This window comes from Pseudomonas sp. R3-18-08 (genome assembly GCF_003852065.1).
In the GTDB taxonomy this organism is placed as follows: domain Bacteria; phylum Pseudomonadota; class Gammaproteobacteria; order Pseudomonadales; family Pseudomonadaceae; genus Aquipseudomonas.
In genome coordinates, this window is the sequence record NZ_CP027729.1 from 1,296,604 (window position 1) to 1,320,712 (window position 24,109).

At 58.9% G+C, this 24,109-nt stretch carries 24 protein-coding genes; 7 read left to right on the forward strand and 17 right to left on the reverse strand.

Going from position 1 to position 24,109, the window contains the following annotated elements:
* Window positions 1-38 precede the first annotated feature (38 nt).
* The 8 genes from C4J92_RS05810 to C4J92_RS05850 form a co-directional block, all read right to left on the reverse strand.
* Window positions 39-773, reverse strand: coding sequence for an amino acid ABC transporter ATP-binding protein (locus tag C4J92_RS05810; protein WP_124361503.1), 735 nt, complete (start codon window positions 771-773; stop codon window positions 39-41).
* A complete protein-coding gene (locus C4J92_RS05815) occupies window positions 770-1,441 on the reverse strand; it encodes an amino acid ABC transporter permease (RefSeq protein WP_124403238.1) in 672 nt (223 codons plus the stop codon). Before C4J92_RS05815 ends, C4J92_RS05810 begins: the two co-directional genes overlap by 4 nt.
* Window positions 1,441-2,187, reverse strand: coding sequence for an amino acid ABC transporter permease (locus C4J92_RS05820; protein WP_024073702.1), 747 nt, complete (start codon window positions 2,185-2,187; stop codon window positions 1,441-1,443). Before C4J92_RS05820 ends, C4J92_RS05815 begins: the two co-directional genes overlap by 1 nt.
* Window positions 2,188-2,379: 192 nt before the next feature.
* Window positions 2,380-3,306 (reverse strand): glutamate/aspartate ABC transporter substrate-binding protein, encoded by a 927-nt coding sequence (locus C4J92_RS05825; RefSeq protein ID WP_124369809.1) that lies wholly within the window; start codon window positions 3,304-3,306, stop codon window positions 2,380-2,382.
* Between the two features lie 382 nt (window positions 3,307-3,688).
* On the reverse strand, window positions 3,689-5,227 hold the full coding sequence (gene glpD, locus C4J92_RS05835; RefSeq protein WP_124403240.1) for a glycerol-3-phosphate dehydrogenase: 1,539 nt from the start codon (window positions 5,225-5,227) through the stop codon (window positions 3,689-3,691).
* Window positions 5,228-5,476: 249 nt separating this feature from the next.
* Window positions 5,477-6,232 carry a DeoR/GlpR family transcriptional regulator gene (locus C4J92_RS05840; RefSeq protein ID WP_124361506.1) on the reverse strand — a complete coding sequence of 252 codons (756 nt, stop codon included), beginning with the start codon at window positions 6,230-6,232 and terminating at the stop codon, window positions 5,477-5,479.
* A 94-nt stretch (window positions 6,233-6,326) separates the two neighbouring features.
* Window positions 6,327-7,832: a glycerol kinase GlpK gene (gene glpK, locus C4J92_RS05845; RefSeq protein ID WP_124361507.1), complete on the reverse strand. Its 1,506-nt coding sequence runs from the start codon at window positions 7,830-7,832 to the stop codon at window positions 6,327-6,329.
* Window positions 7,833-7,908: 76 nt separating this feature from the next.
* Window positions 7,909-8,763, reverse strand: coding sequence for an MIP/aquaporin family protein (locus tag C4J92_RS05850; protein ID WP_124361508.1), 855 nt, complete (start codon window positions 8,761-8,763; stop codon window positions 7,909-7,911).
* A gap of 325 nt (window positions 8,764-9,088) precedes the next feature.
* On the opposite strand from C4J92_RS05850, the gene ybaK reads away from it, so the two are divergent.
* Window positions 9,089-9,559 carry a Cys-tRNA(Pro) deacylase gene (gene ybaK, locus C4J92_RS05855; RefSeq protein WP_124403241.1) on the forward strand — a complete coding sequence of 157 codons (471 nt, stop codon included), beginning with the start codon at window positions 9,089-9,091 and terminating at the stop codon, window positions 9,557-9,559.
* 139 nt (window positions 9,560-9,698) lie between these two features.
* Here ybaK and C4J92_RS05860 read toward each other — a convergent pair whose 3' ends face one another.
* A complete protein-coding gene (locus tag C4J92_RS05860; protein ID WP_124403242.1) occupies window positions 9,699-10,742 on the reverse strand; it encodes an ABC transporter ATP-binding protein in 1,044 nt (347 codons plus the stop codon).
* On the reverse strand, window positions 10,739-11,659 hold the full coding sequence (gene argF, locus C4J92_RS05865; protein WP_124403243.1) for an ornithine carbamoyltransferase: 921 nt from the start codon (window positions 11,657-11,659) through the stop codon (window positions 10,739-10,741). The genes C4J92_RS05860 and argF overlap by 4 nt, the downstream gene beginning before the upstream one ends.
* A 432-nt stretch (window positions 11,660-12,091) precedes the next feature.
* Here argF and C4J92_RS05875 point away from each other — a divergent pair, with 432 nt between their 5' ends.
* Together C4J92_RS05875 and grxD are read left to right on the forward strand one after the other, a co-directional pair.
* Window positions 12,092-14,200, forward strand: coding sequence for a molybdopterin oxidoreductase family protein (locus tag C4J92_RS05875; RefSeq protein WP_124403244.1), 2,109 nt, complete (start codon window positions 12,092-12,094; stop codon window positions 14,198-14,200).
* A 99-nt stretch (window positions 14,201-14,299) separates the two neighbouring features.
* Window positions 14,300-14,638 (forward strand): Grx4 family monothiol glutaredoxin, encoded by a 339-nt coding sequence (gene grxD, locus C4J92_RS05880; protein ID WP_110624405.1) that lies wholly within the window; start codon window positions 14,300-14,302, stop codon window positions 14,636-14,638.
* A gap of 189 nt (window positions 14,639-14,827) precedes the next feature.
* Here grxD and bfr read toward each other — a convergent pair whose 3' ends face one another.
* Both bfr and C4J92_RS05890 read right to left on the reverse strand, forming a co-directional pair.
* Complete coding sequence (gene bfr / locus C4J92_RS05885) at window positions 14,828-15,298, reverse strand: bacterioferritin (RefSeq protein ID WP_124361513.1); 471 nt, start codon at window positions 15,296-15,298, stop codon at window positions 14,828-14,830.
* Between the two features lie 200 nt (window positions 15,299-15,498).
* Window positions 15,499-15,717: a bacterioferritin-associated ferredoxin gene (locus C4J92_RS05890; RefSeq protein ID WP_124405770.1), complete on the reverse strand. Its 219-nt coding sequence runs from the start codon at window positions 15,715-15,717 to the stop codon at window positions 15,499-15,501.
* A gap of 245 nt (window positions 15,718-15,962) precedes the next feature.
* Between C4J92_RS05890 and C4J92_RS05895 the strand changes: the two genes are divergently transcribed.
* Window positions 15,963-16,565: a peroxiredoxin gene (locus tag C4J92_RS05895; protein WP_124361514.1), complete on the forward strand. Its 603-nt coding sequence runs from the start codon at window positions 15,963-15,965 to the stop codon at window positions 16,563-16,565.
* A gap of 64 nt (window positions 16,566-16,629) precedes the next feature.
* Here C4J92_RS05895 and rnt read toward each other — a convergent pair whose 3' ends face one another.
* Together rnt and pyrC are read right to left on the reverse strand one after the other, a co-directional pair.
* A complete protein-coding gene (gene rnt / locus C4J92_RS05900) occupies window positions 16,630-17,304 on the reverse strand; it encodes a ribonuclease T (RefSeq protein WP_124361515.1) in 675 nt (224 codons plus the stop codon).
* Window positions 17,301-18,347, reverse strand: a complete 1,047-nt coding sequence (gene pyrC / locus C4J92_RS05905; protein ID WP_124403245.1) for a dihydroorotase — start codon at window positions 18,345-18,347, stop codon at window positions 17,301-17,303. The genes rnt and pyrC overlap by 4 nt, the downstream gene beginning before the upstream one ends.
* A 156-nt stretch (window positions 18,348-18,503) precedes the next feature.
* Between pyrC and C4J92_RS05910 the strand changes: the two genes are divergently transcribed.
* The 3 genes from C4J92_RS05910 to C4J92_RS05920 all read left to right on the forward strand — a co-directional run bounded on the left by C4J92_RS05910 (window position 18,504) and on the right by C4J92_RS05920 (window position 22,019).
* On the forward strand, window positions 18,504-19,412 hold the full coding sequence (locus C4J92_RS05910) for an OmpA family protein (protein ID WP_124366011.1): 909 nt from the start codon (window positions 18,504-18,506) through the stop codon (window positions 19,410-19,412).
* A gap of 129 nt (window positions 19,413-19,541) precedes the next feature.
* Entirely contained in the window at window positions 19,542-20,759 is a 1,218-nt protein-coding gene (locus C4J92_RS05915) for an argininosuccinate synthase (RefSeq protein WP_065886002.1), read from the forward strand.
* A 627-nt stretch (window positions 20,760-21,386) separates the two neighbouring features.
* On the forward strand, window positions 21,387-22,019 hold the full coding sequence (locus C4J92_RS05920) for a response regulator transcription factor (protein ID WP_003188986.1): 633 nt from the start codon (window positions 21,387-21,389) through the stop codon (window positions 22,017-22,019).
* Window positions 22,020-22,106: 87 nt separating this feature from the next.
* Here C4J92_RS05920 and C4J92_RS05925 read toward each other — a convergent pair whose 3' ends face one another.
* From C4J92_RS05925 to rsxB, 3 genes are all read right to left on the reverse strand, one after another.
* The gene (locus C4J92_RS05925) at window positions 22,107-22,289 is read right to left on the reverse strand and encodes a PA3496 family putative envelope integrity protein (RefSeq protein WP_124361519.1); all 183 of its coding nucleotides are present in this window, start codon (window positions 22,287-22,289) and stop codon (window positions 22,107-22,109) included.
* 106 nt (window positions 22,290-22,395) lie between these two features.
* Window positions 22,396-23,034: an endonuclease III gene (gene nth, locus C4J92_RS05930; protein WP_124361520.1), complete on the reverse strand. Its 639-nt coding sequence runs from the start codon at window positions 23,032-23,034 to the stop codon at window positions 22,396-22,398.
* 69 nt (window positions 23,035-23,103) lie between these two features.
* Complete coding sequence (gene rsxB, locus C4J92_RS05935) at window positions 23,104-24,078, reverse strand: electron transport complex subunit RsxB (RefSeq protein WP_124403246.1); 975 nt, start codon at window positions 24,076-24,078, stop codon at window positions 23,104-23,106.
* Between the last annotated feature and the right edge of the window lie 31 nt (window positions 24,079-24,109).

The following is a 24,109-nucleotide window of genomic DNA, read 5'->3' on the forward strand; positions in this document are numbered from 1 at the left end:
AGCAAGCTCGCTCCTACAGGGTGGGAGTGAGGCTGTTTTTAGTGCTGCAGGATTTTCTCAAGGAAGTGCTGCGCACGTTCGGAGCGGGCGCTGATGTCGCCGAAGAACTCTTCTTTCGGGCAGTCTTCGATGATCTTGCCGGCGTCCATGAAGATTACGCGGTCGGCCACTTTGCGGGCGAAGCCCATTTCGTGGGTGACGCACATCATGGTCATGCCTTCGTGGGCCAACTGCACCATCACGTCGAGCACTTCGTTGACCATTTCCGGGTCCAGCGCCGAGGTCGGTTCGTCGAACAGCATGACGATCGGGTCCATGGCCAGGGCGCGGGCAATCGCCACACGTTGTTGCTGGCCACCGGACAGTTGGCCTGGATGCTTGTGGGCATGGGCCGACAGGCCGACGCGCTCCAGCAGTTGCAGGCCCTTCTTGGTGGCTTCTTCCTTGCTGCGGCCGAGCACCTTGATCTGCGCGATGGTCAGGTTCTCGGTGATGGTCAGGTGCGGGAACAGTTCGAAGTGCTGGAACACCATGCCCACGCGCGAGCGCAGTTTCGGCAGGTTGGTCTTCGGGTCGGCGATGGAAGTGCCATCGACGATCACGTCGCCTTTCTGGAACGGCTCCAGCGCATTCACGCACTTGATCAGGGTGGACTTGCCCGAGCCGGACGGCCCGCACACCACGATCACTTCGCCTTTTTTAACCTCGGTGCTGCAGTCGGTCAGCACCTGGAAGTCGCCATACCACTTGTTGATGTTCTTGATAGAGATCATACGGCAAACCTTTTTTGCAGACGCTTGACCAGCAGCGAGGCGGAAAAGCTGATGATGAAGTAGACGACACCGGCGAAGATCAGGAACTCATTGGAGCGGCCGATGATGTCGCCGTTGGAACGGGCAGAGTTGAGGAAGTCCACCAGGCCCACGGTGTAGACCAGCGACGTGTCCTGGAACAGGATGATGCTCTGCTGCAGCAGCAGCGGGGTCATCTTGCGAAACGCCTGGGGCAGGATGATCAGGCGCATGGTCTGGCCGTAGGTCATGCCCATCGCCTGCGCGGCGGCCATCTGGCCCTTGGCGATCGACTGCACGCCGGCCCGCACGATTTCGCAGAAGTACGCGGCTTCGAACATCATGAAGGCCACGACGCAGGAGGTGAACGCGCCGATCGGCGTGTCTTCACCGGTGATCCAGCGCAGCACGAACGGCACCGCCAGGTAGAACCAGGTGATCACCAACAGCAGCGGGATCGAACGGAAGTAGTTCACATAGGCGCCGGCCACACGGGACAGCAGCTTGCTGGACGACAGGCGCATCAGCGCGAGGATCGTACCCAGGATGATGCCGCCGACCACGCCCATGACCATCAACTGCAGGGTCATGACCATGCCGTTCCACAGGCCCGGGATCGCGGGGATGATACCGCTGAAATCGAAGTCCATTATTTACCCCCCACGGAGATCAGGCCGGGCACCGCGACTTTCTTCTCGACCACGCGCATCAGCAGCATCAGGCTCATGTTCAGGGTGAAGTAGATCAGCGTGGCCAGGGTGAAGGCTTCAAACAGGTTGGCCGAAAACTCGGCGGTCTGCTTGGTCTGCGCCAGCAGTTCCATCAGGCCGATCAAGGACGCCACGGAGGAGTTCTTGAACACGTTGAGGAATTCGGAGGTAAGCGGCGGAATGATGATGCGATAGGCCTGTGGCAGCAGCACGTTCCAGTAGATCTGCGGCAGCTTGAAGCCCATGGCGCGCGCGGCGGCTTCCTGGCCACGGGGCAGCGCCTGGATGCCGGTGCGTACTTGTTCACACACACGGGCGGCGGTGAACAGGCCCAGGCACACGACGACGCTCAGGTAGGCCGAGGTGGTCGGGTTCAGGTCTTGTTTGTACCAGTCCTGCAGGTTCTGCGGCAGCAGATCGGGTATCAGGAAATACCAGATGAACAGCTGAACCAGCAGCGGCACGTTACGAAACAGTTCCACGTAGCAGGTCGCGATGCCCGATACGAGGCGGTTTGGCACGGTGCGCATGACCCCCAGAATGGAGCCCAGCAGCAAGGCGATGATCCATGCCACGACAGCGATGGCGATGGTCCAGCCCAGGCCGGCGATGTACCAGTCGAGATAAGTCTCGCTGCCAACGCCGGTGGACTTGAAGAACACGCCCCAGTCCCAGTTGTAATTCATTAGGGTCTCCCCTCGAGATCGATCGATGTACAAGCACCCGCTTGGGACAGTCCGTTCCCGCCTGACGTTGAACGTCAGGCACACGCAATCGGCTCGAAAACCGCCAGGTCGAGTGTTCCAAGTTAAAGCCAGCAGGTAATTACAAACGCCTGAAGGAGTTTGGCTCCCTCAGGCGATAAGGTTAGCCAGGTTTTAGATCTTTACTTCCGGAGCCGGTTTGTCGCTCGGGTTCTTGATCAGTTCCTTGACCTTGTCGCTCATCGGGAAGTTGAGGTTCAGGCCTTTTGGTGGAATCGGGCTTTCAAACCACTTGGCGTAGATCTTGTTGATTTCGCCGGACTTGTACAGGCTGGCGATGGCGTCATCCACGGCTTTCTTGAAGTCCGGGTCGCCTTTGCGAACCATGCACGCGTAGGCTTCGAAGGACTGCGGAGTACCGGTGATTACCCAGTCATCCGGCTTCTTGGCCTTGGCTTCTTCGCCGGCCAGCAGGGCGTCGTCCATCATGAAGGCAACCGCGCGGCCGCTTTCGAGCATCTGGAAGGATTCGCCGTGGTCTTTGGCGGAGATGACGTTCATGCCCATCTGCTTGTCGGCGTTCATCGCTTTGATGATGCGCTCGGACGTGGTGCCGGCGGTGGTCACGACGTTCTTGCCTTTCAGGTCGGCAAAGTCAACGTAGGACGGCTTGCCATCCTTGTCTTTCTTGACCAGCAGACGGGTGCCGATTTCGAAGATGTTGGTGGTGAAGTCAACTTGCTGGGCGCGTTCGGCGTTGTTGGTGGTGGAGCCGCATTCCAGGTCCGCGGTGCCGTTCTGGATCAGCGGAATACGGGTCTGAGACGTCACCAGGTTGTATTTGACCTTCAGATCGGGCTTGTTCAGGTCTTTTTTCAGGGCTTCAACGACGGCCAGTTGAATGTCATGGGAATAGCCCACGGGTTTGCCCGAGCCATCCGCAATGTAGGAAAACGGGATAGAGCTGTCGCGGTGAGCGAGAGTGATAGTGCCGGAGTCGTTGATTTTCTTCAGCGTGCCGGTGAGTTCGGCGGCGAAAACTGGAGTGCTGATCAGAGCAGCAGCGATAGCTGCGCCCAGGATATGGGGAACGATGCGCATCAATACTTCCTCGACATTTGTTTTTTTTATAAAGCCAGCTAAACGGCTCTCTTGTACAGCGAATGCCTTGACGGCTGCTGAGGCGTCTCAGGCAATCGTCAGGAAGTGTAGAGCATGAGTCGTGCCATACCTGAAACAAAAGCTTAACTTCATGATTTATATGAGTATTAACTTTTCATGACGGCAACGGTTCAGGGCTCGGGTACGGCAAACCGAATGAGGGGAGGTGTTGTGTTCGGAAAACCGAATGCCCAGCCCGGCTACTGTAGGAGCGAGCTTGCTCGCGAAAAACGCAAAAGCGCCGCGTTTATTCCGGATAAACGCGGCGCTCTCAGGTTTTTCGCGAGCAAGCTCGCTCCTACATTGTGGGGGGGGGGAGCGGTCAGGCCGCTTCGGTCTTGCTGCGGTTCTGTTCAACCTTGGACAGGTAGCGTTGCAGGTTGTCCTGCTCTGCTGCAGTGGTGAACAGGCCCAGCTTGGTGCGGCGCCACAGCACGTCCTGAGGCTGGGTTACCCATTCTTCGGCGCACAGGTAATCGACTTCGCGGGTGTAAAGACCACCGCCCAGGTGCTCACCCAGATCAGCCAGGGTTTGCACACCTTCCAGCAGGCGCCAGGTGCGGCTGCCGTAGGTGGTCGACCAGCGACGGGCGATCTCGCTCGGCACCCAGTCGAACTTGCTGCGAATGGCCTCGGCCAGGGCTTCTGGCGTGGTCATGTCTTCGCCGCCCGGCAGACTGGCCTTGGCGGTCCAGCTTGGGCGCATCTGGGTGAAGTACGGCGCCAGTTGCGCCATGGCCGATTCGGCGAGCTTGCGGTAAGTCGTCAGCTTGCCGCCGAACACCGACAGGATCGGCGCCTCGCCGCTGCCGCCGGACAGCGACAGGGTGTAGTCGCGGGTAATGGCCGACGGGTTGTCCGATTCGTCGTTACACAGCGGACGCACGCCCGAATAGGTGTGGACGATATCGTCACGACTCAGCTGTTTCTTGAAGTGCGCGTTGACCACCTTGAGCATGTAGTCGGTTTCACCTTCGGTGATCGTAACTTTCGCCGGATCGCCGGTGTATTCGCGGTCGGTGGTGCCGATGATGGTCAGGTGATTGAGGTACGGAATCGTGAAGACGATGCGCTGGTCTTCGTTCTGCAGAATGTGCGCATGCGCACCTTCGTAGAGTTTCGGCACGATCAGGTGGCTGCCCTGGATCAGGCGAATGCCGTAAGGCGAATCCAGCTTCAGGTCGTCCTTGATGAACTTGGCGACCCACGGGCCGGCGGCGTTCACCAGCGCCCGGGCGCGGATCGAGAACAGGCTGCCATCGGCGCGTTGCATGTTCATTTCCCACAAGCCGTTGCTGCGGTGGGCACTGACGCAACGGGTCTGGGTGTGGATATGCGCGCCTTTCTCGCGCGCGGCCATGGCGTTGAGCACCACGAGGCGGGCGTCGTCGACCCAGCAGTCGGAATATTCGAAGCCTTTGGTGATTTCGCTTTTCAGCGGGCTGTCGGCACCGAACTTGAGGCTTTTCGAACCGGCCAGTTTCTCGCGCTTGCCCAGGTGGTCATACAGGAACAGGCCGGCACGGATCATCCAGGCCGGGCGCAGGTGCGGACGGTGCGGCAACACAAAGCGCATCTGCTTGACGATGTGCGGGGCCTTCGCCAGCAGCACTTCACGCTCGGCCAGGGCTTCGCGTACCAGGCGGAACTCGTAATGTTCCAGGTAGCGCAAGCCACCGTGGATCAGCTTGCTGCTGGCAGAAGATGTGTGGCTGGCCAGGTCGTCCTTTTCGCAAAGGAATACCGACAAACCGCGCCCGGCTGCGTCTGCTGCAATGCCGACGCCATTGATCCCGCCGCCGATTACGGCAACGTCATAGACTTCGGCAAGCGGTGGTGCAGGCAAGGTAGAAGGGTTCATCGGCTGGCCTCGCGATCTTTTCGTATTGGAATTCGAACATTAATGTTCATTTGCGAAAATGGTAGCTGATAAATGCGCGCGCAGCCAGCCAACTTCGATTGAAAAAACTCATCGAAGGGTAGGGAAAGGAAAATTTGTGAACTGATAGTTCCCACGCTCCGCGTGGGAATTGAGCCCATGACGCCCTGCGTCACAGCGGACGCGGAGCGTCCTGCGGTGCATTCCCACGCGGAGCGTGGGAACGAGAAGTCAGACGACTTCCAAGCGAACCTTGTGCTGATTCAACAACTGCACCAACGCCGGCACCGGCTGCTGATCAGTCACCAGGCAGTCCACCAGACTGATCGGCCCCAGGCGGATCATGGCGTTGCGCCCGAACTTGCTGGAGTCCGCGGCCAGAATCACTTGTCGCGCGTTGGCGATGATCGCCTGGGAAACCCGTACTTCCTGATAGTCAAAATCCAGCAGGCTGCCATCCTCATCGATGCCACTGATACCCACCAAGGCAAAGTCGACCTTGAACTGATTGATGAAATCAACACTGGCCTGGCCTACCACGCCGCCGTCACGGCGCACATTGCCGCCGGTCAGCAACACATCGAAGTCGTCCTTGGCACTGAGCATGGTGGCGACGTTGAGGTTGTTGGTGATGATTTTCAGGTGATGGTGATTGAGCAGCGCACGGGCGATGGATTCGGTAGTGGTGCCGATATTGATGAACAATGAGGCATGATCGGGAATCTGCGCCGCGATGGCTTCGCCGATACGCTGTTTTTCATCGCGCATCTGGTCGGCACGCATGGCGTACGCGGTGTTCTCGACACTGGAGTCATAGGCTGCGCCGCCGTGGTAGCGGCGCAGCAGATTGGCGTCCGCCAGCTGGTTGATATCGCGGCGGATGGTTTGCGGGGTGACAACGAACAACTGCGCCATTTCCTCGATACTGACGTAGCCGCGTTCGCGGACCAGCTCGAGGATTTGTTGTTGGCGGGGAGGCAGATTCATGGGGCGTCCTTTGGGCTGCCATACAAAAGTGGCCCATGATGACGCAGGAATCCGCTCCCTGCCAGTTACAACCGGTGTAGATCCGGCGCTTGGCTTATTCGGCGCCTTCGTGCGGCTCCCAGTCGCGGGTGCGGCTGACTGCTTTTTGCCAGCCCGCGTAGAGTTTCTCTTTAGCCGCTTCATCCAGCTGTGGTTCGAATTCGCGCTCGATCACCGCTTTGCCGCGCAGCTCGTCCAGGCTGCCCCAGAAGCCACAGGCCAGGCCTGCCAGGTAAGCAGCGCCGAGGGCGGTGGTTTCGCGCATTTGCGGACGTTCGACCTGGGTACCGAGGATATCGGCCTGGAATTGCATCAGGAAGTTGTTGGCGACTGCGCCGCCGTCCACACGCAGGGCTTTGAGGCGTTCGCCCGAGTCCTGTTGCATGGCGTCGAGCACGTCACGGGTCTGGTAGGCAATCGACTCCAGGGCTGCACGAATAATGTGATCCACGCGTACGCCACGGGTCAGGCCGAACAATGCGCCACGGGCATACGGGTCCCAGTACGGCGCGCCCAGGCCGGTGAAGGCCGGGACCAGGTAAACGCCGTTGCTGTCCTTGACCTTGCCGGCAAAGTATTCGGTGTCGTGGGCGTCGTTGATGATTTTCAACTCGTCACGCAACCACTGCACGGTGGATCCGCCGTTGAAGACTGCGCCTTCCAGTGCGTAGGCCACTTCGCCACGCGGGCCGCAAGCGATGGTGGTGAGCATGCCATGCTTGGATTTCACCGCTTTGTCGCCGGTGTTCATCAGCAGGAAGCAGCCGGTGCCATAGGTGTTTTTGGCCTGGCCGGGCTCGACGCACATCTGGCCGAACAGCGCGGCTTGCTGGTCGCCGGCAATGCCGCCGATGGCGATGCCGCTTTTGGTGCGGCCGTAGATCTCGGACGAAGATTTAACTTCCGGCAGCATTTCCCGTGGAACGTCCAGAATCTCCAGCATCTTCGCATCCCATTCCAGGGTGTGGATGTTGAAGAGCATGGTGCGCGAAGCATTGGTGTAGTCGGTGACGTGGGTCTTGCCGCCGGTAAATTTCCAGATCAGCCAGCTGTCGATGGTGCCGAACAGCAACTCGCCGTTGCGCGCACGCTCGCGGCTGCCTTCGACGTTGTCGAGGATCCACTTGAGTTTGGTACCGGAGAAGTAGGGGTCGGTGACCAGGCCTGTGGTGTCGCTGATGTATTGCTCGTGGCCGTCGCGCTTGAGCTGCTGGCAGATCTCGGTACTGCGGCGGCACTGCCAGACGATGGCGTTGTAGATCGGGCGGCCGGTGACCTTGTCCCATACCACGGTGGTTTCGCGCTGGTTGGTGATGCCGATGGCGGCGACCTGGTCGTGGTGCAGGCCAGCCTGGGCCAGCGCCTCAACCATCACGGCGCTCTGGGTGGCGAAGATTTCCATCGGGTCATGCTCGACCCAGCCCGCCTGCGGGTAATGCTGGACGAACTCGCGCTGGGCGGTGCACACCACGTTGGCGTCACGATCGAAGATGATCGCGCGGGAACTGGTGGTGCCCTGATCGAGGGCAATGATGTAGTTCTTATTCTGAAGGTCGGTCATGTCAATTGCCTTGGACGAAATAAGGAAGTCAGAAATCAGCCGGGGTCACGAAGGGCAGGGACCCTGGCTGGCGCTTTCAGGAAATGCGGGTGTTGCCGTTGACAGCCGTGTCAGTTGTTTCAGCTATAGCAGGTGCGGCGCTCGGCAGGTGACGGGCAATCAGCCCGCGATACGCTGCGGCGCCGAGGCATGCGCCCACAATCGGCGCGAAAATCGGTACCAGGAAGTAAGGAATATCGCGACCGCCAGTAAAGGCCATTTCACCCCAGCCGGCGAAAAAGGTCATCAGCTTGGGCCCGAAATCCCGCGCCGGGTTCATCGCAAAGCCGGTCAGCGGGCCCATCGCGCTACCAATCACAGCGATCAACAGGCCGATCAGCAGCGGTGCCAGCGGGCCACGGGGCAGGCCATTGTTGTCGTCGGTCAGGGCCATGATCACACCCATCAGGATCGCGGTGATGACCATTTCCACCAGGAATGCCTGGGCCGTGCTGAGCAATGCATGAGGATAGGTGGAGAACACCGAGGCCAACTCCAGGCTGGCCTGGGAGCCACGCACCATGTGGTGGGTTTGTTCGTAATCGAAAAACAGATTGCTGTAGAGCGTGTACACCAGCGCGGCGGAGCAGAAAGCACCGGCGATTTGGGCGAGGATGTAGAACGGCAGTTTGCGTTTTTCAAAGTCGGCAAAAATACACAGAGCGATACTCACCGCCGGATTGAGGTGAGCCCCGGAAATACCGGCACTCAGGTAGATCGCCATGCTCACGCCGACCCCCCAGATAATGCTGATTTCCCACAAGCCAAAGCTCGCACCCGCGACCTTGAGCGCAGCGACGCACCCGGTACCGAAGAAGATCAGCAGCGCAGTGCCGAGGAATTCGGCCATGCATTGGCTCGAAAGTGAAGGCTGTTGAAGAGCAGTTGTCATGGAAAACCTCAGTTGTTGTTCTTGTCTGGCGCAGGCCTCAACGGGCCGTTGCGCGATTTTCACCGTGACGAGGATCCCCATCCTGTGTCACGGCTTACTGCTCGAGTACCGAGGGCTATTCCTACAGTATTCGGAAACGAAAAAATATAGACAAGAATGACCGCTGTCAAAGGTCGAAAGTGAACTGCCAGTCACTTTCGAACTATAGGTTTGATGAATGATCACGCTCATCACATTAAATAGGGTTGGCGGATAGGGCGGACTAGAGCGTTTTGTGCGGGGTTGGCCTAGAATCGAGTCTCAGTTTGCTAAGCCCGGAGAGGTCATGACCCCCGCATTGGATTTGTTGAAAAAAGTTCGCGCCGAACATCGCATCCATAGTTATGAGCACGATCCCAAGGCGGCTTCGTATGGCCTGGAGGCCGCGGAGAAATTGGCTCTCGACCCGGCGCAGGTGTTCAAGACCTTGCTTGCCAGCAGTGAGAAGGGCGAATTGTTGGTGGCGGTGGTGCCGGTCGTCGGAAGTCTGGATCTGAAAGCCCTGGCTCACGCGGCGGGCGTCAAGAAAGTCGAAATGGCCGACCCGGCGGCGGCGCAGCGCTCCACCGGGTATCTTTTGGGCGGCATCAGCCCTTTGGGGCAAAAGAAGCGCTTGCGCACGTTCATCGATGTGACGGCGCAGCCGTTTGCGACGATTTTTGTCAGTGCCGGTCGGAGGGGGTTGGAAGTAGAGTTGCCAGCCAGGGTGTTGGCTGAACATACCCAGGCCACCTTCGCGCCGATTGGCCGGGCCTGATGATCAGTCCTGTGGTGATCAAGTGTGGGAGGGGGCTTGCCCCCGATGGCGGTGGGCCAGCTAGAGATAAGCTGACTGACCCACCGCTATCGGGAGCAAGCCCCCTCCCACATTTGATCCGGTTTCGACAGCTGGATGCTTACGCCTGGAACAGCACCAGATGCTCGGCAGCCACTCGAATGCCCACATCCGTGCCCATCTGCTGATCGACGTGGCTGGGGAAAATCGACTCCAGCTGCGCGCCCGTCGGCAGTTGCAGACGGTACAGCGTTGACGCACCGAGGAAGGTCTTGCCAACAATCCGCGCTTTGAGCGCACTGTCCGGCGCATAGACGATGTCATCCGGGCGCAGCAGCACCTTCACCGCGCCACCGGTGGGCCAGGTATAGGCACGGTTGCCACGCAGCTCGCCCAGCTCAGTGCTGACGGACTCGGGCGAGCTCAATTGACCCTGGATGAAATAGCCCTGGCCGATAAAGCTGGCCACATACGGCGTCTGCGGTTCGTGGTAGAGGTTGTAGGGCGTGTCCCACTGCTCAAGACGGCCCTCCTTGAACACGCCCACGTGATCGCTGACGGCGAAGGCTTCTTCCTGATCATGGGTGACCAGGATCGCGCTGGTGCCGCGCGCCTTGAGAATGTCGCGCACTTCATGGCTGAGCTTGCGCCGTAATTCGCCATCCAGGTTGGAAAAGGGTTCGTCCAGCAGCAGCAGCTGCGGCTCCGGCGCCAGGGCGCGGGCGAGGGCGACACGTTGCTGCTGGCCACCGGAAAGCTCGTGGGGGAAGCGTCTGCCCAGGTCTTTGAGGTTGACCAGTTCCAGCAATTCGGCCACCACGCGATCTTTATGTGGGTGCTTGCGGATGCCGAAGGCGATGTTGTCGGCCACGCTCAGATGAGGAAACAGCGCGTAGTCCTGAAACACCATGCCGATGCGACGTTTCTCGGGTGCCAGCGTGAAGCCGGCACTGGAGATCACTTCGCCCGCCAGGCTGATTTCGCCTTCGTGCACCGGCTCGAACCCCGCAATTGCACGCAGGGTGGTGGTCTTGCCGCAGCCCGAGGAGCCCAGCAGGCAGCCGATGTCGCCAGCGTTGAGGTGCAGATTGAGGTTCTGCACCACCCGTTGATCTTGATAGCCGCATGCCAGATTGCGCAGGTTCAGCAGTAATGGCTGGCTCATGCGTGGTGGTACGACGGCGGGACGAGAAATTCGAGCAGGGCCTTTTGCGCATGCAGACGGTTTTCGGCCTGGTCCCAGGCGACCGAGCGTGGGTCGTCGAGCAGGTCGAGGCTGATTTCTTCGCCACGGTGGGCAGGCAGGCAGTGCATGAACAGCGCGTCCGGCGCGGCCAGGTCGAGCAGGGCACGGGTCACCTGGAACGGCGCGAACAGGGCCAGGCGCTTGGCGGTTTCGTCTTCCTGGCCCATGGAAGTCCAGACGTCGGTGCTGACCAGATGGGCGCCGACCACCGCGTCTTTCGGATCGCGCAGCAACTGCACGCGTCCATCGGCCTTGGCCATGAACTCGGCGCTGGGTTCGTAACCCTCGGGGCAGGCGATACGCAGGTGGAAGTCGAACTGGATCGCGGCTTCTATATAGCTGTTGCACATATTATTGCCGTCGCCGATCCAGGCCACGGTCTTGCCCTGAATCGAGCCGCGGTGCTCGAGGAATGTTTGCATGTCGGCCAGTAACTGGCACGGATGCAGGTCATCGGATAGGCCGTTGATCACCGGCACGCGCGAGTTGGCGGCAAATTCGGTCAAGGTGCTGTGGGCGAAGGTGCGGATCATCACCGCGTCAAGCATGCGCGACATCACGATGGCGCAATCGCTGATCGGCTCGCCACGGCCCAATTGGGTATCGCGCGGCGACAGGAAGATCGCCTGGCCACCCAGTTGGATCATGCCGGCTTCGAAGGACAAGCGGGTGCGGGTCGAGGACTTCTCGAAAATCATCCCGAGCACGCGGTTTTTCAGAGGCTCGAACAGTACACCGCGGTTACGCAGGTCTTTAAGCTCAATGCCTCGACGGATCACGCTGACCAGCTCTTCGGGCGTGCAATCCATCAGGGAGAGAAAGTGCCTTGCGCTCATCATTAACTACCTTTTGCAACAGACCGCAGATACTCAAAGCCTTGTTTATTGTGACAACGGGCGAGACCTGCGGCGAAAGCCGCACGGGGCGACGAAATAGGGGAAGGCGCGATATTGACATTAAATGTCGCGTCTTACCAATAGGGCTACGGTTTTTAAGGGTGTTCAAGCAGGGCGCCGAAGCGCGTTTGAAGACGGTTTCCTGACAGCAGCGGCCCATTTGTACACTGGCGCCGAGACCTTTTGCAATGCGCAGGGGCGGCTCCGGGCCTGGTTTTAGCGTTTCAGGCGCGTGCGGGGAGGTTTCCGAAACATTTGCTCACTCTTGGCCCTGCTTTGGCCTATGGCTGCCGATTCACCGCGCGAACGTTGCTGGCGCACCGAGCGGTCGCGGCCCATAGTTGAACAAAGCCCTTATAAAAGAGACTGGCCATGACCAAGACTCTCCATCACCGTGCCTGCCACCTGTGCGAAGCGATCTGCGGCCTTACCCTGGAAACCATCCAAGGCGACGACGGCAGCCTGGCGATCACCTCGATCAAGGGCGACCCGTTGGACACCTTCAGTCGGGGGCACATCTGCCCGAAAGCGGTGGCGTTGCAGGATATCCAGAATGACCCGGACCGCCTGCACCAGCCTATGTTGCGGGTGGGTAACGAATGGCAACCAATCCCGTGGGAAGACGCGTTTGCGCTGGTAGCTGAACGCCTTGCGGGCATCCAGGCCCGGCACGGGCAGAATGCGGTGGCGGTGTATCAGGGCAACCCCAGCGTGCACAACTACGGGCTGATGACCCACAGCAACTACTTTCTCGGCCTGTTGAAAACGCGTAACCGGTACTCCGCGACGTCGGTAGACCAACTGCCCCATCACCTCTCCAGCCACCTGATGTACGGCCATGGCCTGTTGCTGCCGATTCCGGACATCGACCACACCGACTTCATGTTGATCCTGGGCGCCAATCCTCTTGCCTCCAACGGCAGCATCATGACCGTGCCCGACGTAGAGAAGCGCCTCAAGGCCATTCAGGCCCGAGGCGGCAAAGTGGTGGTGGTCGACCCGCGCCGCAGCGAGACGGCGGCGATTGCCGATCAGCACCTGTTCGTGCGTCCTGGCGGTGACGCGGCCTTGTTGTTCGGGCTGCTCAACACCCTGTTCGCCGAGGGCCTGACCCGCGACAGCCATTTACCGGTTGAGGGTTTGGAGACCGTGCGCCAAGCGATCGCCGGGTTTACCGCCGAGGCCATGAGCCGTCAATGTGCGGTGCCTGCCGAGCAGATCCGCCGACTGGCGCGGGACTTCGCGGCGGCGGATAAAGCGGTGTGTTACGGGCGCATGGGCGTCTCGACTCAGGCGTTCGGCACGCTGTGTCATTGGCTGGTGCAACTGATCAACCTGGTGACCGGCAATCTGGATCGGGTAGGCGGCGCCTTGTGCACCACGCCGGCTGTGGATTTGGTGGCCTCGACCGGCGGCGGGCATTTCAATCGCTGGCAGAGCCGTGTGTCCGGGCGGCCCGAGTACGGGGGAGAGCTGCCGGTGTCTGCCCTGGCCGAAGAAATGCTCACCGCAGGCGAAGGGCAGATTCGCGCCCTGGTGACGGTGGCCGGCAACCCGGTATTGTCGACGCCTAACGGTCGTCAGTTGGAGCAGGCGCTGGAGGGGTTGGAGTTCATGGTCAGTATTGACCTCTACATCAACGAGACCACGCGTTATGCCGATCTGATCCTGCCGTCCACGTCGGCACTGGAGAATGATCACTACGACACCACCTTCAATATGTTCGCGGTACGCAACGTCACGCGCTTCAATCGCGCGATCCTGCCCAAGCCTGAAGGTGCGCTGCACGACTGGGAAATCTTCGTCGGCCTGGCCAAGGCGTTTGCGGCCCACACCGGCGTGGTGCTCAAGCCGACGATGCCACCCGCGCAGATGATCGACTTCGGGTTGCGCGCCGGGACTTACGGGGATGCATCGGCGCGCAAGCTGTCGGTGGCGATGCTGGCCGATCATCCCCATGGCGTGGACCTGGGGCCGCTCCAGCCAAACCTGGCCGAGCGGCTGAAAACCGCCGATTGCAAGGTGCAGGCGGCGCCGCTAGTGATCCTGGCGGACCTCGCGCGTTTTGCGGCGCAACCGGTGCCCGTGGCTGACGAACTGCTGCTGATTGGCCGTCGCCATGTGCGCAGTAATAATTCCTGGATGCATAACTATCATCGGCTGGTGAAGGGCAAGCCGCGCCATCAACTGCTGATGCATCCTGATGACCTGGCCAGTCGGCAATTGAACGACGGTCAGCGGGTGCGCGTCAGTTCGCGCATCGGCATGGTCGAAATCGAGGTGGTCGCCAGCACGGACATGATGCCCGGCGTGGTCAGCCTGCCGCATGGCTGGGGGCACGGGCGCCCGGGTGTGCAGATGAGCATCGCCAGCGGCCAGCCGGGGGCAAGTGCGAATGATTTGACCGATGAGCGGCAGTTGGACGAGCTCTCCGGCAATGCGGCGCTCAATGGCGTGCCCGTGAAAGTTGCAGCGGCGTGAGGCTGGCTGTCGGCGCGCCCGAGCATCCTGCAGGTTTTTTGCGTTACAATGCGCCACCGTGCCGACCCGTGAGTCGCAAAGTTCCTGCAGAGGTGTTCCATGGATATCATCGAAACGATCAAAGAGCAGATTGCCAATAACACCATTCTGCTTTACATGAAAGGCGCGCCAAACGCTCCCCAGTGCGGTTTCTCCGCGAAAGCGTCCCAGGCCATCATGGCGTGTGGCGAGAAGTTCGCTTACGTGGATATCCTGCAGAACCCGGAAATCCGCGCCAACCTGCCTAAATACGCCAACTGGCCGACTTTCCCGCAGTTGTGGGTGGCCGGTGAACTGGTTGGCGGTAGCGACATCATCACTGAGATGGCAGCTGATGGCTCGTTGCAAGCGCTGATCAAAGATGCAGCGGAAAAAGCGGCAGCCAAGACTGAAGCTTGATGCTTTGGTAAAAGGCCACGCAATAAAAAGCCCCGCCTCTCATAAGAGGGCGGGGCTTTTTTTGGTTTCTCTGTAGGAGCGAACTTGCTCGCGAAGCACTTAAGGCCTCCGCGTTTATCCAGAATGAACGCGTTGCCTGGATGTTTTTCGCGAGCAAGCTCGCTCCTACAGTAAAACTAGCTACCGGGGTTATTCGCCCATCTGCGATTGCAGGTAGTTCTCCAGGCTGACTTTGTCGATCAGGCCCAGTTGGGTTTCCAGCCAGTCGATGTGCTCTTCCTGGTCTTCAAGAATATCTTCCAGCAATTCCCGGCTGCCGTAGTCGCCAGTGGCTTCGCAGTGAGCGATGGCGGCCTTGAGGTCGCTGTGGCTCTTGCGTTCAAAGCCCAGGTCGCTGCTGATCATTTCCTGGGTGTGCTCGCCGATATTCAGCTTGCCCAGGTCCTGGACGTTCGGCAGGCCTTCGAGGAACAGGATGCGTTTGATCAGCGCATCGGCGTCCTTCATGGCCTTGATCGATTCCTTGTATTCGCGTTTGCCCAGCTTTTCCAGGCCCCAATCGTCATACATGCGCGCATGCAGAAAGTACTGATTGATCGCGACCAGTTCATTGGCAAGGATTTTGTTGAGTTGCTGGATGACTGTGATGTCGCCTTTCATGACTGGGGTCCTGCCCTGTAATCGCTGTGTAGGGGCAGAGTTTGAGCGGCGAAAAACCTGGTGTCAAACCTAAGTTATTGAATAATAAATGAAAATTAATCGGAATAAGAATGTTTGTGTTCCGCGTCTTGGCGCTAACTAATTGAATTGCAGGCATAAAAAAACCGGACACGGAGTCCGGTTCTTTAAAATACGCCTATTTAAGCGTGTGTAAATTCTGCTGTGTAGGGCACGCCAGCCTGGGCTGTCTGCAACTGCGTGAGGGTTTCCCGTACCACTTGCTTGGCGAGGCATGCGCATTTACCGCACTGGCTGGCAACGCCGGTGGTTTCGCGCACTTCCTTGTAGCTGCAGCAACCTTCATAGATTGCTTCGCGGATTTGTCCGTCGGTGACGCCAGTACAGAGGCACACATACATAAGGGAGAACCGTCGCGGGTTTAGGGCTTGAGTGCGATGGATCTTAATGTTAACGAGAATGATTGTCAAAGTAGTTTCATCAACGATCGCACGCACATTGCCTGCGCGCTGACGAACGGTTTTTTCGGTGTATGATGGTCAGTCTTTACGAAGCGTGACCGCGTCACAGGTTTGTTGCAGAGACAAGCCAGACTCGACGCTGGTCCTGTTACTTCAATCGTCACCCCTTCATCAGGAGATATCCAATGAGCGTACTCGTCGGCAAACAAGCCCCGGATTTCGACGTACCCGCCGTTCTCGGCAATGGCGAAATCGTAGACAGCTTCAAACTGTCTGAAGCCATCAAAGGCAAATACGGCCTGGTGTTCTTCTACCCGCTGGACTTCACCTTCGTCTGCCCATCCGAGCTGATCGCTCTGGATCACCGCATGGACGATTTCAAGGCGCGCAATGTTGAGGTGGTCGCCGTTTCCATCGACTCCCACTTCACCCACAACGCCTGGCGCAACACCGCCATCAATGATGGCGGCATCGGCAAAGTCCAATACACCATGGCCGCCGATATGAAGCACGATATCGCCAAGGCCTACGACGTTGAATCCGAAGGCGGCGTGGCATTCCGTGGCGCGTTCCTGATCGACGACAAGGGCGTCGTGCGCTCGCAGATCATCAACGACCTGCCGCTGGGCCGTAACATGGAAGAGCTGATCCGTCTGGTCGACGCTCTGCAATTCCACGAAGAGCACGGTGAAGTCTGCCCTGCCAACTGGAAAAAAGGCGACAAAGGCATGACCGCTTCCACCGAAGGTGTTGCGGCTTACCTGACCGAGAACGCTGGCAAGCTGTAAGCCAGATTCAAGGTAAAAAAAACCGGCCTGGAAAGGCCGGTTTTTTTATGCGCGGGATTCAACCTCAATCGTTGAAGTCTTCCCAACCGCCCATCTGTTTCCAGCGATTGACGATGCCACAGAACAGCTCGGCGGTCTTCTCGGTGTCATAGCGGGCCGAGTGCGCCTCGCGACCGTCGAAATCGATACCGGCTGCCTGGCAGGCTTTTGCCAGTACGGTCTGACCATAGGCCAGGCCGGCGAGCGTAGCGGTGTCGAAGCTGGAGAATGGATGGAACGGGTTACGTTTCATGTCCAGGCGCGCCACGGCGGCGTTCAGGAAGCCCAGGTCGAAACTGCTGTTGTGTCCGACCAGGATCGCGCGTTTGCAGCCATTGGCCTTCAGCGCCTTGCGTACGCCACGGAAGATGTCGGTCAGCGCCGCTTCTTCACTCACTGCCATGCGCAAGGGGTGATCGAGCTTGATCCCGGTGAACTCCAGGGCTGCCGCTTCGATGTTGGCCCCTACAAACGGCTCGACGCGGAAGAAGTGGGTGTGTTCCGGGTACACGAAGCCTTGCTCGTCCATGCCGATGGTGGTCGCGGCAATTTCCAGCAAGGCATCGGTGGCGCAATTGAAGCCGCCGGTTTCTACGTCGATAACGACAGGCAGGTAGCCACGGAAACGTTCGGCCATCGGGTGGCGCGAACCGCCCCCACCGGCGTGTTCCTGGTCGTCATCGTAATGGTCTTCACTCACTTGCTTTCCTCCAGCAGGCGCCAGCGCAGTGTTTCACCGGCGCGCAGCGGGATAACGGTCAACTCGCCAAAGGGCAGGCTGGCAGGGGCGGTCCAGTCTTCACGAACCAGGGTAATGCGGTCGGTATTCGCCGGCAGGCCATAGAAGCGCGGGCCATTGAGGCTGGCGAAGCCTTCGAGCTTGTCCAGGGCGTTGCGTTGTTCGAACGCTTCCGCGTACAGCTCGATGGCAGCAAACGCGGTGTAGCACCCCGCGCAACCGCAGGCGGCTTCCTTGGCGTGCTGCGCGTGGGGCGCGGAGTCGGTGCCGAGGAAGAACTTCGGGCTGCCGCTGGTGGCGGCGTCCAGCAAGGCCACCTGATGGGTGTTGCGCTTGAGGATCGGCAAGCAGTAGAAATGCGGCCGAATCCCGCCCACCAGCATGTGGTTGCGGTTGTACAACAGGTGATGTGCGGTGATGGTCGCGCCGACGTTGGCCGAAGCCTCGGTGACGAACTGCACGGCCTCTGCGGTGGTGATGTGTTCGAACACCACCTTGAGCGTCGGGAACAGCTCGACCACGCGGCGCATGTGCTCGTCGATGAAGATCTTCTCGCGATCGAACACGTCGACATCGCCACGGGTGACTTCACCGTGGATCAACAGCGGCATGCCGACCTCAGCCATGGCTTCGATGGCCGGCAGGATCTTGTCGATGCTGGTGACGCCGGAGTCGGAGTTGGTGGTCGCGCCCGCCGGGTACAGCTTGGCGGCGTGCACGAAACCGCTGGCCTTGGCCTCACGAATTTCTTCAGGCTGGGTGCGGTCGGTAAGGTAGAGCACCATCAGCGGTTCGAAGCGACTGCCGGCCGGGCGCGCAGCGAGGATTCGCTGGCGATAGGCATCGGCTTCGGCCGCGTTACGCACCGGGGGTACCAGGTTAGGCATGATGATGGCACGGCCAAACGTGCGCGCTACATCGGCCACGGTTTGGGGCAACGCAGCACCATCGCGAAGATGAATATGCCAGTCGTCGGGACGCAGCAGGGTCAGGCGGTCGGACATTGGGGATTCCAGGCGGGTCAATCTGGAGGGAATGCTACCGGAAAAGACTCGTGCAGGCACTCGCTATCAAGTTTTGCAGGATGCGACCGATAGCTCTGGGTATGCCTTAACGATGTATGACGCTTTGAAGTGTTGTAGAAACCAGTGGAGCCTCCCGTGCGCCAGCATTATCTAGCCCTGCTCAGTGTGTTCGCCAGCCTGCCCGCGATGGCCCTCACGTTCCAGACACGTCTGGAGAATATTGAGTGGAAGGTGGAGGGCGATCAGTTCGAGTGCCGACTGACCCAGCCGATCACCGATTTCGGCTCGGGTGAGTTCGTGCGTCGGGCGGGTGAGCAGGCGACATTTCGCCTGAAAGCCTATAACGGTTCGCTTGGTGCCGGCTCCGCCACATTATTGGCCGCCGCCGCGCCCTGGCAACCGGGCCGCGGCGATATCAACCTCGGTGCGGTACGCGTCGGCAGTGGTGATGTGCTGTTTAACAGCTCCCAGGCCCAGGCCGGGCGGTTGTTCACTGGCTTGCTCGAAGGACGCAGCCCGACCGTGCGACATTACGGTCGCGAGGGTGGTTACTCGGAGATTCGCCTGCTGCCGGTGAAATTCAACAAGGCCTACACCGACTATCAGTTGTGTACTACCAAGCTGTTGCCGATGAATTACGATCAGGTCAAGCAGACGGAAGTCGGCTTCCCCGGTGGTGGCATCGAGCTGGATGCCGCTGCCAAGAAGAAGCTGTCGGTGATTGTCGCGTTCATGAAAGCCGACCCCACCGTCAACCATATCGAGTTGAACGGCCATTCGGATAACAGCGGCAACCGCTTGACCAACCGCGATGTCTCGCGACGCCGCGCCTTGGCGGTGATGGACTACTTCAAGGCCAATGGCATCCAGGAGTCGCAGATCACCCTGCGCTTCCACGGCGAAAGCTACCCCTTGGCGCCCAACACCAATGCCGCCAACCGCGCACGCAACCGTCGGGTCAATGTGCAGCTCGAGCGCGTGGCGGCGCCCGAGAAACCGGCGCCCCAGGCCGCCGCACCCAGCAACCCCGCCGCCACCTCATAACGTGCGACCACCGGTCGCGCGTTCGACATAATCTGTCGCTTTATCTTCATTTGCTGTCGCGCCCCTGTAATTTCACGGTTTTGATCGGTAGAATCGTCGCCTTTCCGTACAACCCCGTGGAGTGATGGCATGGCCGACGTAAACAAGGTCGTTCTCGCGTATTCCGGCGGCCTGGACACTTCGGTGATCCTCAAGTGGCTGCAGGATACTTATAACTGTGAAGTGGTGACCTTCACCGCTGACCTGGGTCAGGGCGAAGAGGTCGAACCTGCACGTGCCAAGGCGCAAGCCATGGGCGTGAAAGAGATCTACATTGACGACCTGCGCGAAGAGTTCGTCCGCGATTTCGTCTACCCGATGTTTCGCGCCAATACTGTCTACGAAGGCGAATACCTGCTCGGTACCTCCATCGCCCGTCCGCTGATCGCCAAGCGCCTGATCGAAATCGCCAACGAAACCGGCGCAGATGCCATTTCCCATGGCGCCACCGGCAAGGGCAATGACCAGGTGCGTTTCGAACTGGGTGCCTACGCCCTCAAGCCTGGCGTGAAAGTGATCGCACCTTGGCGTGAATGGGACCTGCTGTCCCGTGAAAAGCTGATGGATTACGCTGAAAAGCACGCGATCCCGATCGAGCGTCACGGCAAGAAGAAGTCCCCGTACTCGATGGATGCCAACCTGTTGCACATCTCTTATGAAGGCGGCGTGCTGGAAGACACCTGGACCGAGCACGAAGAAGACATGTGGAAATGGACCGTCTCCCCGGAGAACGCTCCAGACAAGCCGCAATATCTGGAACTGACCTACCGCAACGGCGATATTGTCGCGCTGGATGGTGTCGAGATGACCCCAGCCACCGTACTGGCAACCTTGAACCGTATCGGTGGTGAACACGGTATCGGCCGTCTCGACATCGTCGAGAACCGTTACGTGGGTATGAAGTCCCGCGGCTGCTATGAAACACCGGGTGGCACTATCATGCTGCGCGCTCACCGCGCCATCGAGTCCATTACCCTGGACCGTGAAGTGGCCCACCTCAAAGACGAGCTGATGCCCAAGTACGCCAGCCTGATCTACACCGGTTACTGGTGGAGCCCTGAGCGTCTGATGCTGCAGCAGATGATCGACGCCTCCCAGGCTCATGTGAACGGTGTCGTGCGCCTGAAGCTGTACAAGGGCAATGTGATCGTGACCGGTCGCAAGTCTGATGAATCACTGTTCGACGCCAACATCGCTACCTTCGAGGAAGATGGCGGTGCCTACAATCAGGCGGATGCGGCGGGCTTCATCAAGTTGAATGCCTTGCGCATGCGCATCGCGGCCAACAAAGGCCGCAAGTTGTTCTGACTGTTTCGCTTGTCCTGAAAAAGCCCCTTATGCAAGGGGCTTTTTTTTGTCCTGAATATACCCATACGGGCATTAATTGAGGTGCGACGTTTACAAACGTTTAGTGTTTGTTTAAGGAATCTGCTTCAAAACCATACAGATGTTTTTTAATTTCAGCATTTTACTTTTCCTAGGAAAGGTTTTTTACATCTGAATAGGAACTATGTCTTACAGAATTTTCACTCATGTAGGAGCAATGGATATGTAATTTATGGAATTTTCTGTAGGAAAATGGAGTGTGTATAAATATGTTAAATGGAACTGAAACTGATGCGGTTTTTTCAGCCCTTCGTTTACGGTGCGGTGTCATACAAGGGGCATTTCCTGAAAGGCATGTGCGCCGCGTTTACCGCGTACACCCGGGGATGAGGATATTTCACTCAAAATATGTACGAGCAGGGAAAGGTCTGAAAGGCTCCATAAAGCCGAATACCTTAAAGTTGGCGAATTTTTGTAGGTTAATTCCTATCTTGCTGTGGGTTGGGTCTCTGCCTACTGTTGCTCGGGGGGGGGCGCTATGCCAACTAGCAGATGACTAGGCTATTGTGCTTTCTCTAAATAATTCGAACAGCGAAATTGGACTTTCTCATGAATAAAGTGCTGATCGTGGATGATCATCCCGTCATTCGGCTTGCTGTGCGCATGCTAATGGAGCGTCATGGTTATGAGGTCGTTGCCGAGACTGATAACGGTGTCGATGCGTTACAACTTGCGCGGGAACATATGCCGGACATTGTCATACTGGATATTGGAATACCCAAGCTCGATGGCCTTGAAGTTATTTGTCGGTTAGCTTCAACCAAGCAAGCCGTATCGTTCAAGGTACTGGTGCTGACGTCCCAGGCACCTGGTCATTTTTCCATGCGCTGCATGCAGGCCGGGGCTGCCGGCTACGTGTGCAAGCAGCAGGACTTGACCGAGTTGCTGAGCGCCATCAAGGCAGTGCTTTCCGGCTACAGCTATTTCCCGAACCAGGCGCTCAATTCGGTACGCTCCACGATGGGCAACGCCAGTGAAGCTGACATGGTTGAACGTTTGTCGGGGCGGGAAATGATGGTGCTCCAGCAACTGGCCCGTGGCAAAACCAATAAGGAAATCGCCGATGGCATGTTCCTCAGCAACAAGACCGTCAGCACCTACAAGACGCGCCTGCTGTTGAAGCTCAATGCCCGCTCCCTGGTCGACTTGATAGAACTGGCCCAACGCAATGGCTTGGTGTGAGCAAGGCGCTCCGCCGCTCTGATGTTCCTGTAACAACCGGCACAAAAAAGCCTCCGTCAGGGAGGCTTCCGACCGTCTGCCAGAGGGTCAAAGATCGAAGTCGTAATCGGCCAATTGTTTCTGCAAGCGTCGCTCTTCCAGAAGATTGTCGATAGTTCGGCGTTTGCTCAAATTGGTCTTGGCTACCTCTGCGACGGGCGCTGGCGCCTCATCGTCTTCCAGCTCCACCAGGTCGTCATCAACTTCGATTTGTTCTTTGCCAGTGCTCATAGGTTCACTCCAGGCTAAGACTGCCGTTGGCGCCCCTTATAGCGATAATCCACGAACGGGTAAAAAAGATTTTTTCAATCGATGGATAGAGAAAACCCCGGAACCCTCAATCGTCGGATGTCTTGTGCTTGTATTCGCAAAGATCTTCGATCCTGCAGCTGCCGCACCGAGGCTTGCGCGCCTGGCAAACATAGCGCCCGTGAAGAATCAGCCAATGGTGTGAATCAAGCAGATAGGGCTTGGGCACGAACTTCATCAGTTGTTTTTCGACCTCGACCACATTCTTGCCGCGAGCGATGCCGGTTCGGTTGCTGACGCGAAAAATATGGGTGTCCACCGCCATGGTGAGTTGACGGAACGCGGTGTTGAGCACCACGTTAGCGGTCTTGCGCCCGACTCCGGGCAACGCTTCCAGGGCTTCCCGGGTTTGCGGCACTTCGCTGGCGTGTAGTTCCATGAGCAGGCGGCACGTCTCGATCACGTTCTTGGCCTTGCTGTTGTACAAGCCGATGGTCTTGATGTACTCCGATAATCCCTCCACACCCAGGGCATAAATAGCCTCTGGCGTATTGGCCACCGGGAACAGCTTGGCCGTGGCCTTGTTGACGCCAACGTCGGTGGATTGGGCCGACAGGATCACCGCGATCAACAGCTCGAACGGCGAGGAGTACGCCAGTTCAGTTTTGGGTTCCGGATTGTCTTCGTGAAACCTGCGGAAAATTTCCAGGCGTTTTGCAGCGTTCATAAGGGCGGACGTTTCCTTGCAGGCGGTCGACGGGATTGTAGCAATACGCAGTGCGGCATCAGCTGTGGGTCAGGTGTTGCCGGTGGCGTCGGCCTCGGCATCATGCAGCGTCTGCTCGGCGGCGTTCAGCGCCGCGCTCAGGCTGGCCAGTTGTTGTTCATCAGCCTGTTGATCCTGGGCTTTTTTCAACTCGGCCCGGCGCATCGCCAGTTGAATCTTGGCGCGTTTGAGCTCAGGGCCCTGGGTGGTCGGCAGCGTTGGCGGGCGGCTGCCTTCCAGCGCGGCAAGCGCCTGCTCCGAGGCTTCGAACTGCCTTTGCAGGACAATCAATTGCGACTGCTGCTCAAAGGTCGGCGGATGCCCAAACGCTTTCAGGGACTTGTGCAGTTGAGCACGGCTCATGGCGAGATTGATTTTGGCTTGCTTGATCGCGGCATCCTGAGCGGCCTGATGGGGATCGGCTTGTGCCGCGGCCACCGGGGCCGTGCGCTTGGCCCGCGCCAGGCGTTCGGCGAGCTTGCAGGCTTCCTCACGTTGCAGGCGCGCGTTGCGCTGTTCGAAACGCCGCCGAGCGCGGTCGCGTTTGAGGCCACGTTCGTGCCGTTCGTGATCGCTGTCCGCCAGGCCGCCTACGATAGGCAAGACGTCAGCGAGTGGGCGCATCTCGATGCAGTCGACAGGGCAGGGCGCTACACACAGGTCGCAACCGGTGCACTCGTCGATAATTACCGTATGCATCAACTTGGCGGCGCCCACGATGGCGTCCACCGGGCAAGCCTGGATGCATTTGGTGCAACCGATGCATTCGGCCTCACGGATATAGGCGATCTGCGCCGGCGCGTCTCCACGGCTGGTATCCAGGGCCAGCACTGGCACACCCAGCAATTGCGCGAGCCCGGCGATGGTTTCCTGGCCTCCGGGTGGGCACTTGTTGATTGCCTCGCCGTTGGCGATGCCTTCGGCGTAAGGCTTGCAGCCCGGGTGCCCGCACTTGCCGCATTGAGTCTGCGGTAGCAGCGCGTCGATACGTTGAATGAGGTTCATGCTTTGATCATAGCGTTGACGCCAGGCCCAC

Coding starts and splice junctions, on each gene's coding strand:
- C4J92_RS05925 (WP_124361519.1), bottom strand. CDS start 22,289: ATGAGCACTGGCAAAGAACAAATCGAAGTTGATGACGACCTGGTGGAG.
- C4J92_RS05850 (WP_124361508.1), bottom strand. CDS start 8,763: ATGACAACTGCTCTTCAACAGCCTTCACTTTCGAGCCAATGCATGGCC.
- C4J92_RS05920 (WP_003188986.1), top strand. CDS start 21,387: ATGAATAAAGTGCTGATCGTGGATGATCATCCCGTCATTCGGCTTGCT.
- argF (WP_124403243.1), bottom strand. CDS start 11,659: ATGAGCGCAAGGCACTTTCTCTCCCTGATGGATTGCACGCCCGAAGAG.
- rsxB (WP_124403246.1), bottom strand. CDS start 24,078: ATGAACCTCATTCAACGTATCGACGCGCTGCTACCGCAGACTCAATGC.
- ybaK (WP_124403241.1), top strand. CDS start 9,089: ATGACCCCCGCATTGGATTTGTTGAAAAAAGTTCGCGCCGAACATCGC.
- C4J92_RS05820 (WP_024073702.1), bottom strand. CDS start 2,187: ATGAATTACAACTGGGACTGGGGCGTGTTCTTCAAGTCCACCGGCGTT.
- bfr (WP_124361513.1), bottom strand. CDS start 15,298: ATGAAAGGCGACATCACAGTCATCCAGCAACTCAACAAAATCCTTGCC.
- C4J92_RS05875 (WP_124403244.1), top strand. CDS start 12,092: ATGACCAAGACTCTCCATCACCGTGCCTGCCACCTGTGCGAAGCGATC.
- C4J92_RS05915 (WP_065886002.1), top strand. CDS start 19,542: ATGGCCGACGTAAACAAGGTCGTTCTCGCGTATTCCGGCGGCCTGGAC.
- nth (WP_124361520.1), bottom strand. CDS start 23,034: ATGAACGCTGCAAAACGCCTGGAAATTTTCCGCAGGTTTCACGAAGAC.
- C4J92_RS05815 (WP_124403238.1), bottom strand. CDS start 1,441: ATGGACTTCGATTTCAGCGGTATCATCCCCGCGATCCCGGGCCTGTGG.
- C4J92_RS05840 (WP_124361506.1), bottom strand. CDS start 6,232: ATGAATCTGCCTCCCCGCCAACAACAAATCCTCGAGCTGGTCCGCGAA.
- glpK (WP_124361507.1), bottom strand. CDS start 7,832: ATGACCGACCTTCAGAATAAGAACTACATCATTGCCCTCGATCAGGGC.
- pyrC (WP_124403245.1), bottom strand. CDS start 18,347: ATGTCCGACCGCCTGACCCTGCTGCGTCCCGACGACTGGCATATTCAT.
- C4J92_RS05860 (WP_124403242.1), bottom strand. CDS start 10,742: ATGAGCCAGCCATTACTGCTGAACCTGCGCAATCTGGCATGCGGCTAT.
- C4J92_RS05890 (WP_124405770.1), bottom strand. CDS start 15,717: ATGTATGTGTGCCTCTGTACTGGCGTCACCGACGGACAAATCCGCGAA.
- grxD (WP_110624405.1), top strand. CDS start 14,300: ATGGATATCATCGAAACGATCAAAGAGCAGATTGCCAATAACACCATT.
- C4J92_RS05825 (WP_124369809.1), bottom strand. CDS start 3,306: ATGCGCATCGTTCCCCATATCCTGGGCGCAGCTATCGCTGCTGCTCTG.
- glpD (WP_124403240.1), bottom strand. CDS start 5,227: ATGAACCCTTCTACCTTGCCTGCACCACCGCTTGCCGAAGTCTATGAC.
- C4J92_RS05895 (WP_124361514.1), top strand. CDS start 15,963: ATGAGCGTACTCGTCGGCAAACAAGCCCCGGATTTCGACGTACCCGCC.
- C4J92_RS05810 (WP_124361503.1), bottom strand. CDS start 773: ATGATCTCTATCAAGAACATCAACAAGTGGTATGGCGACTTCCAGGTG.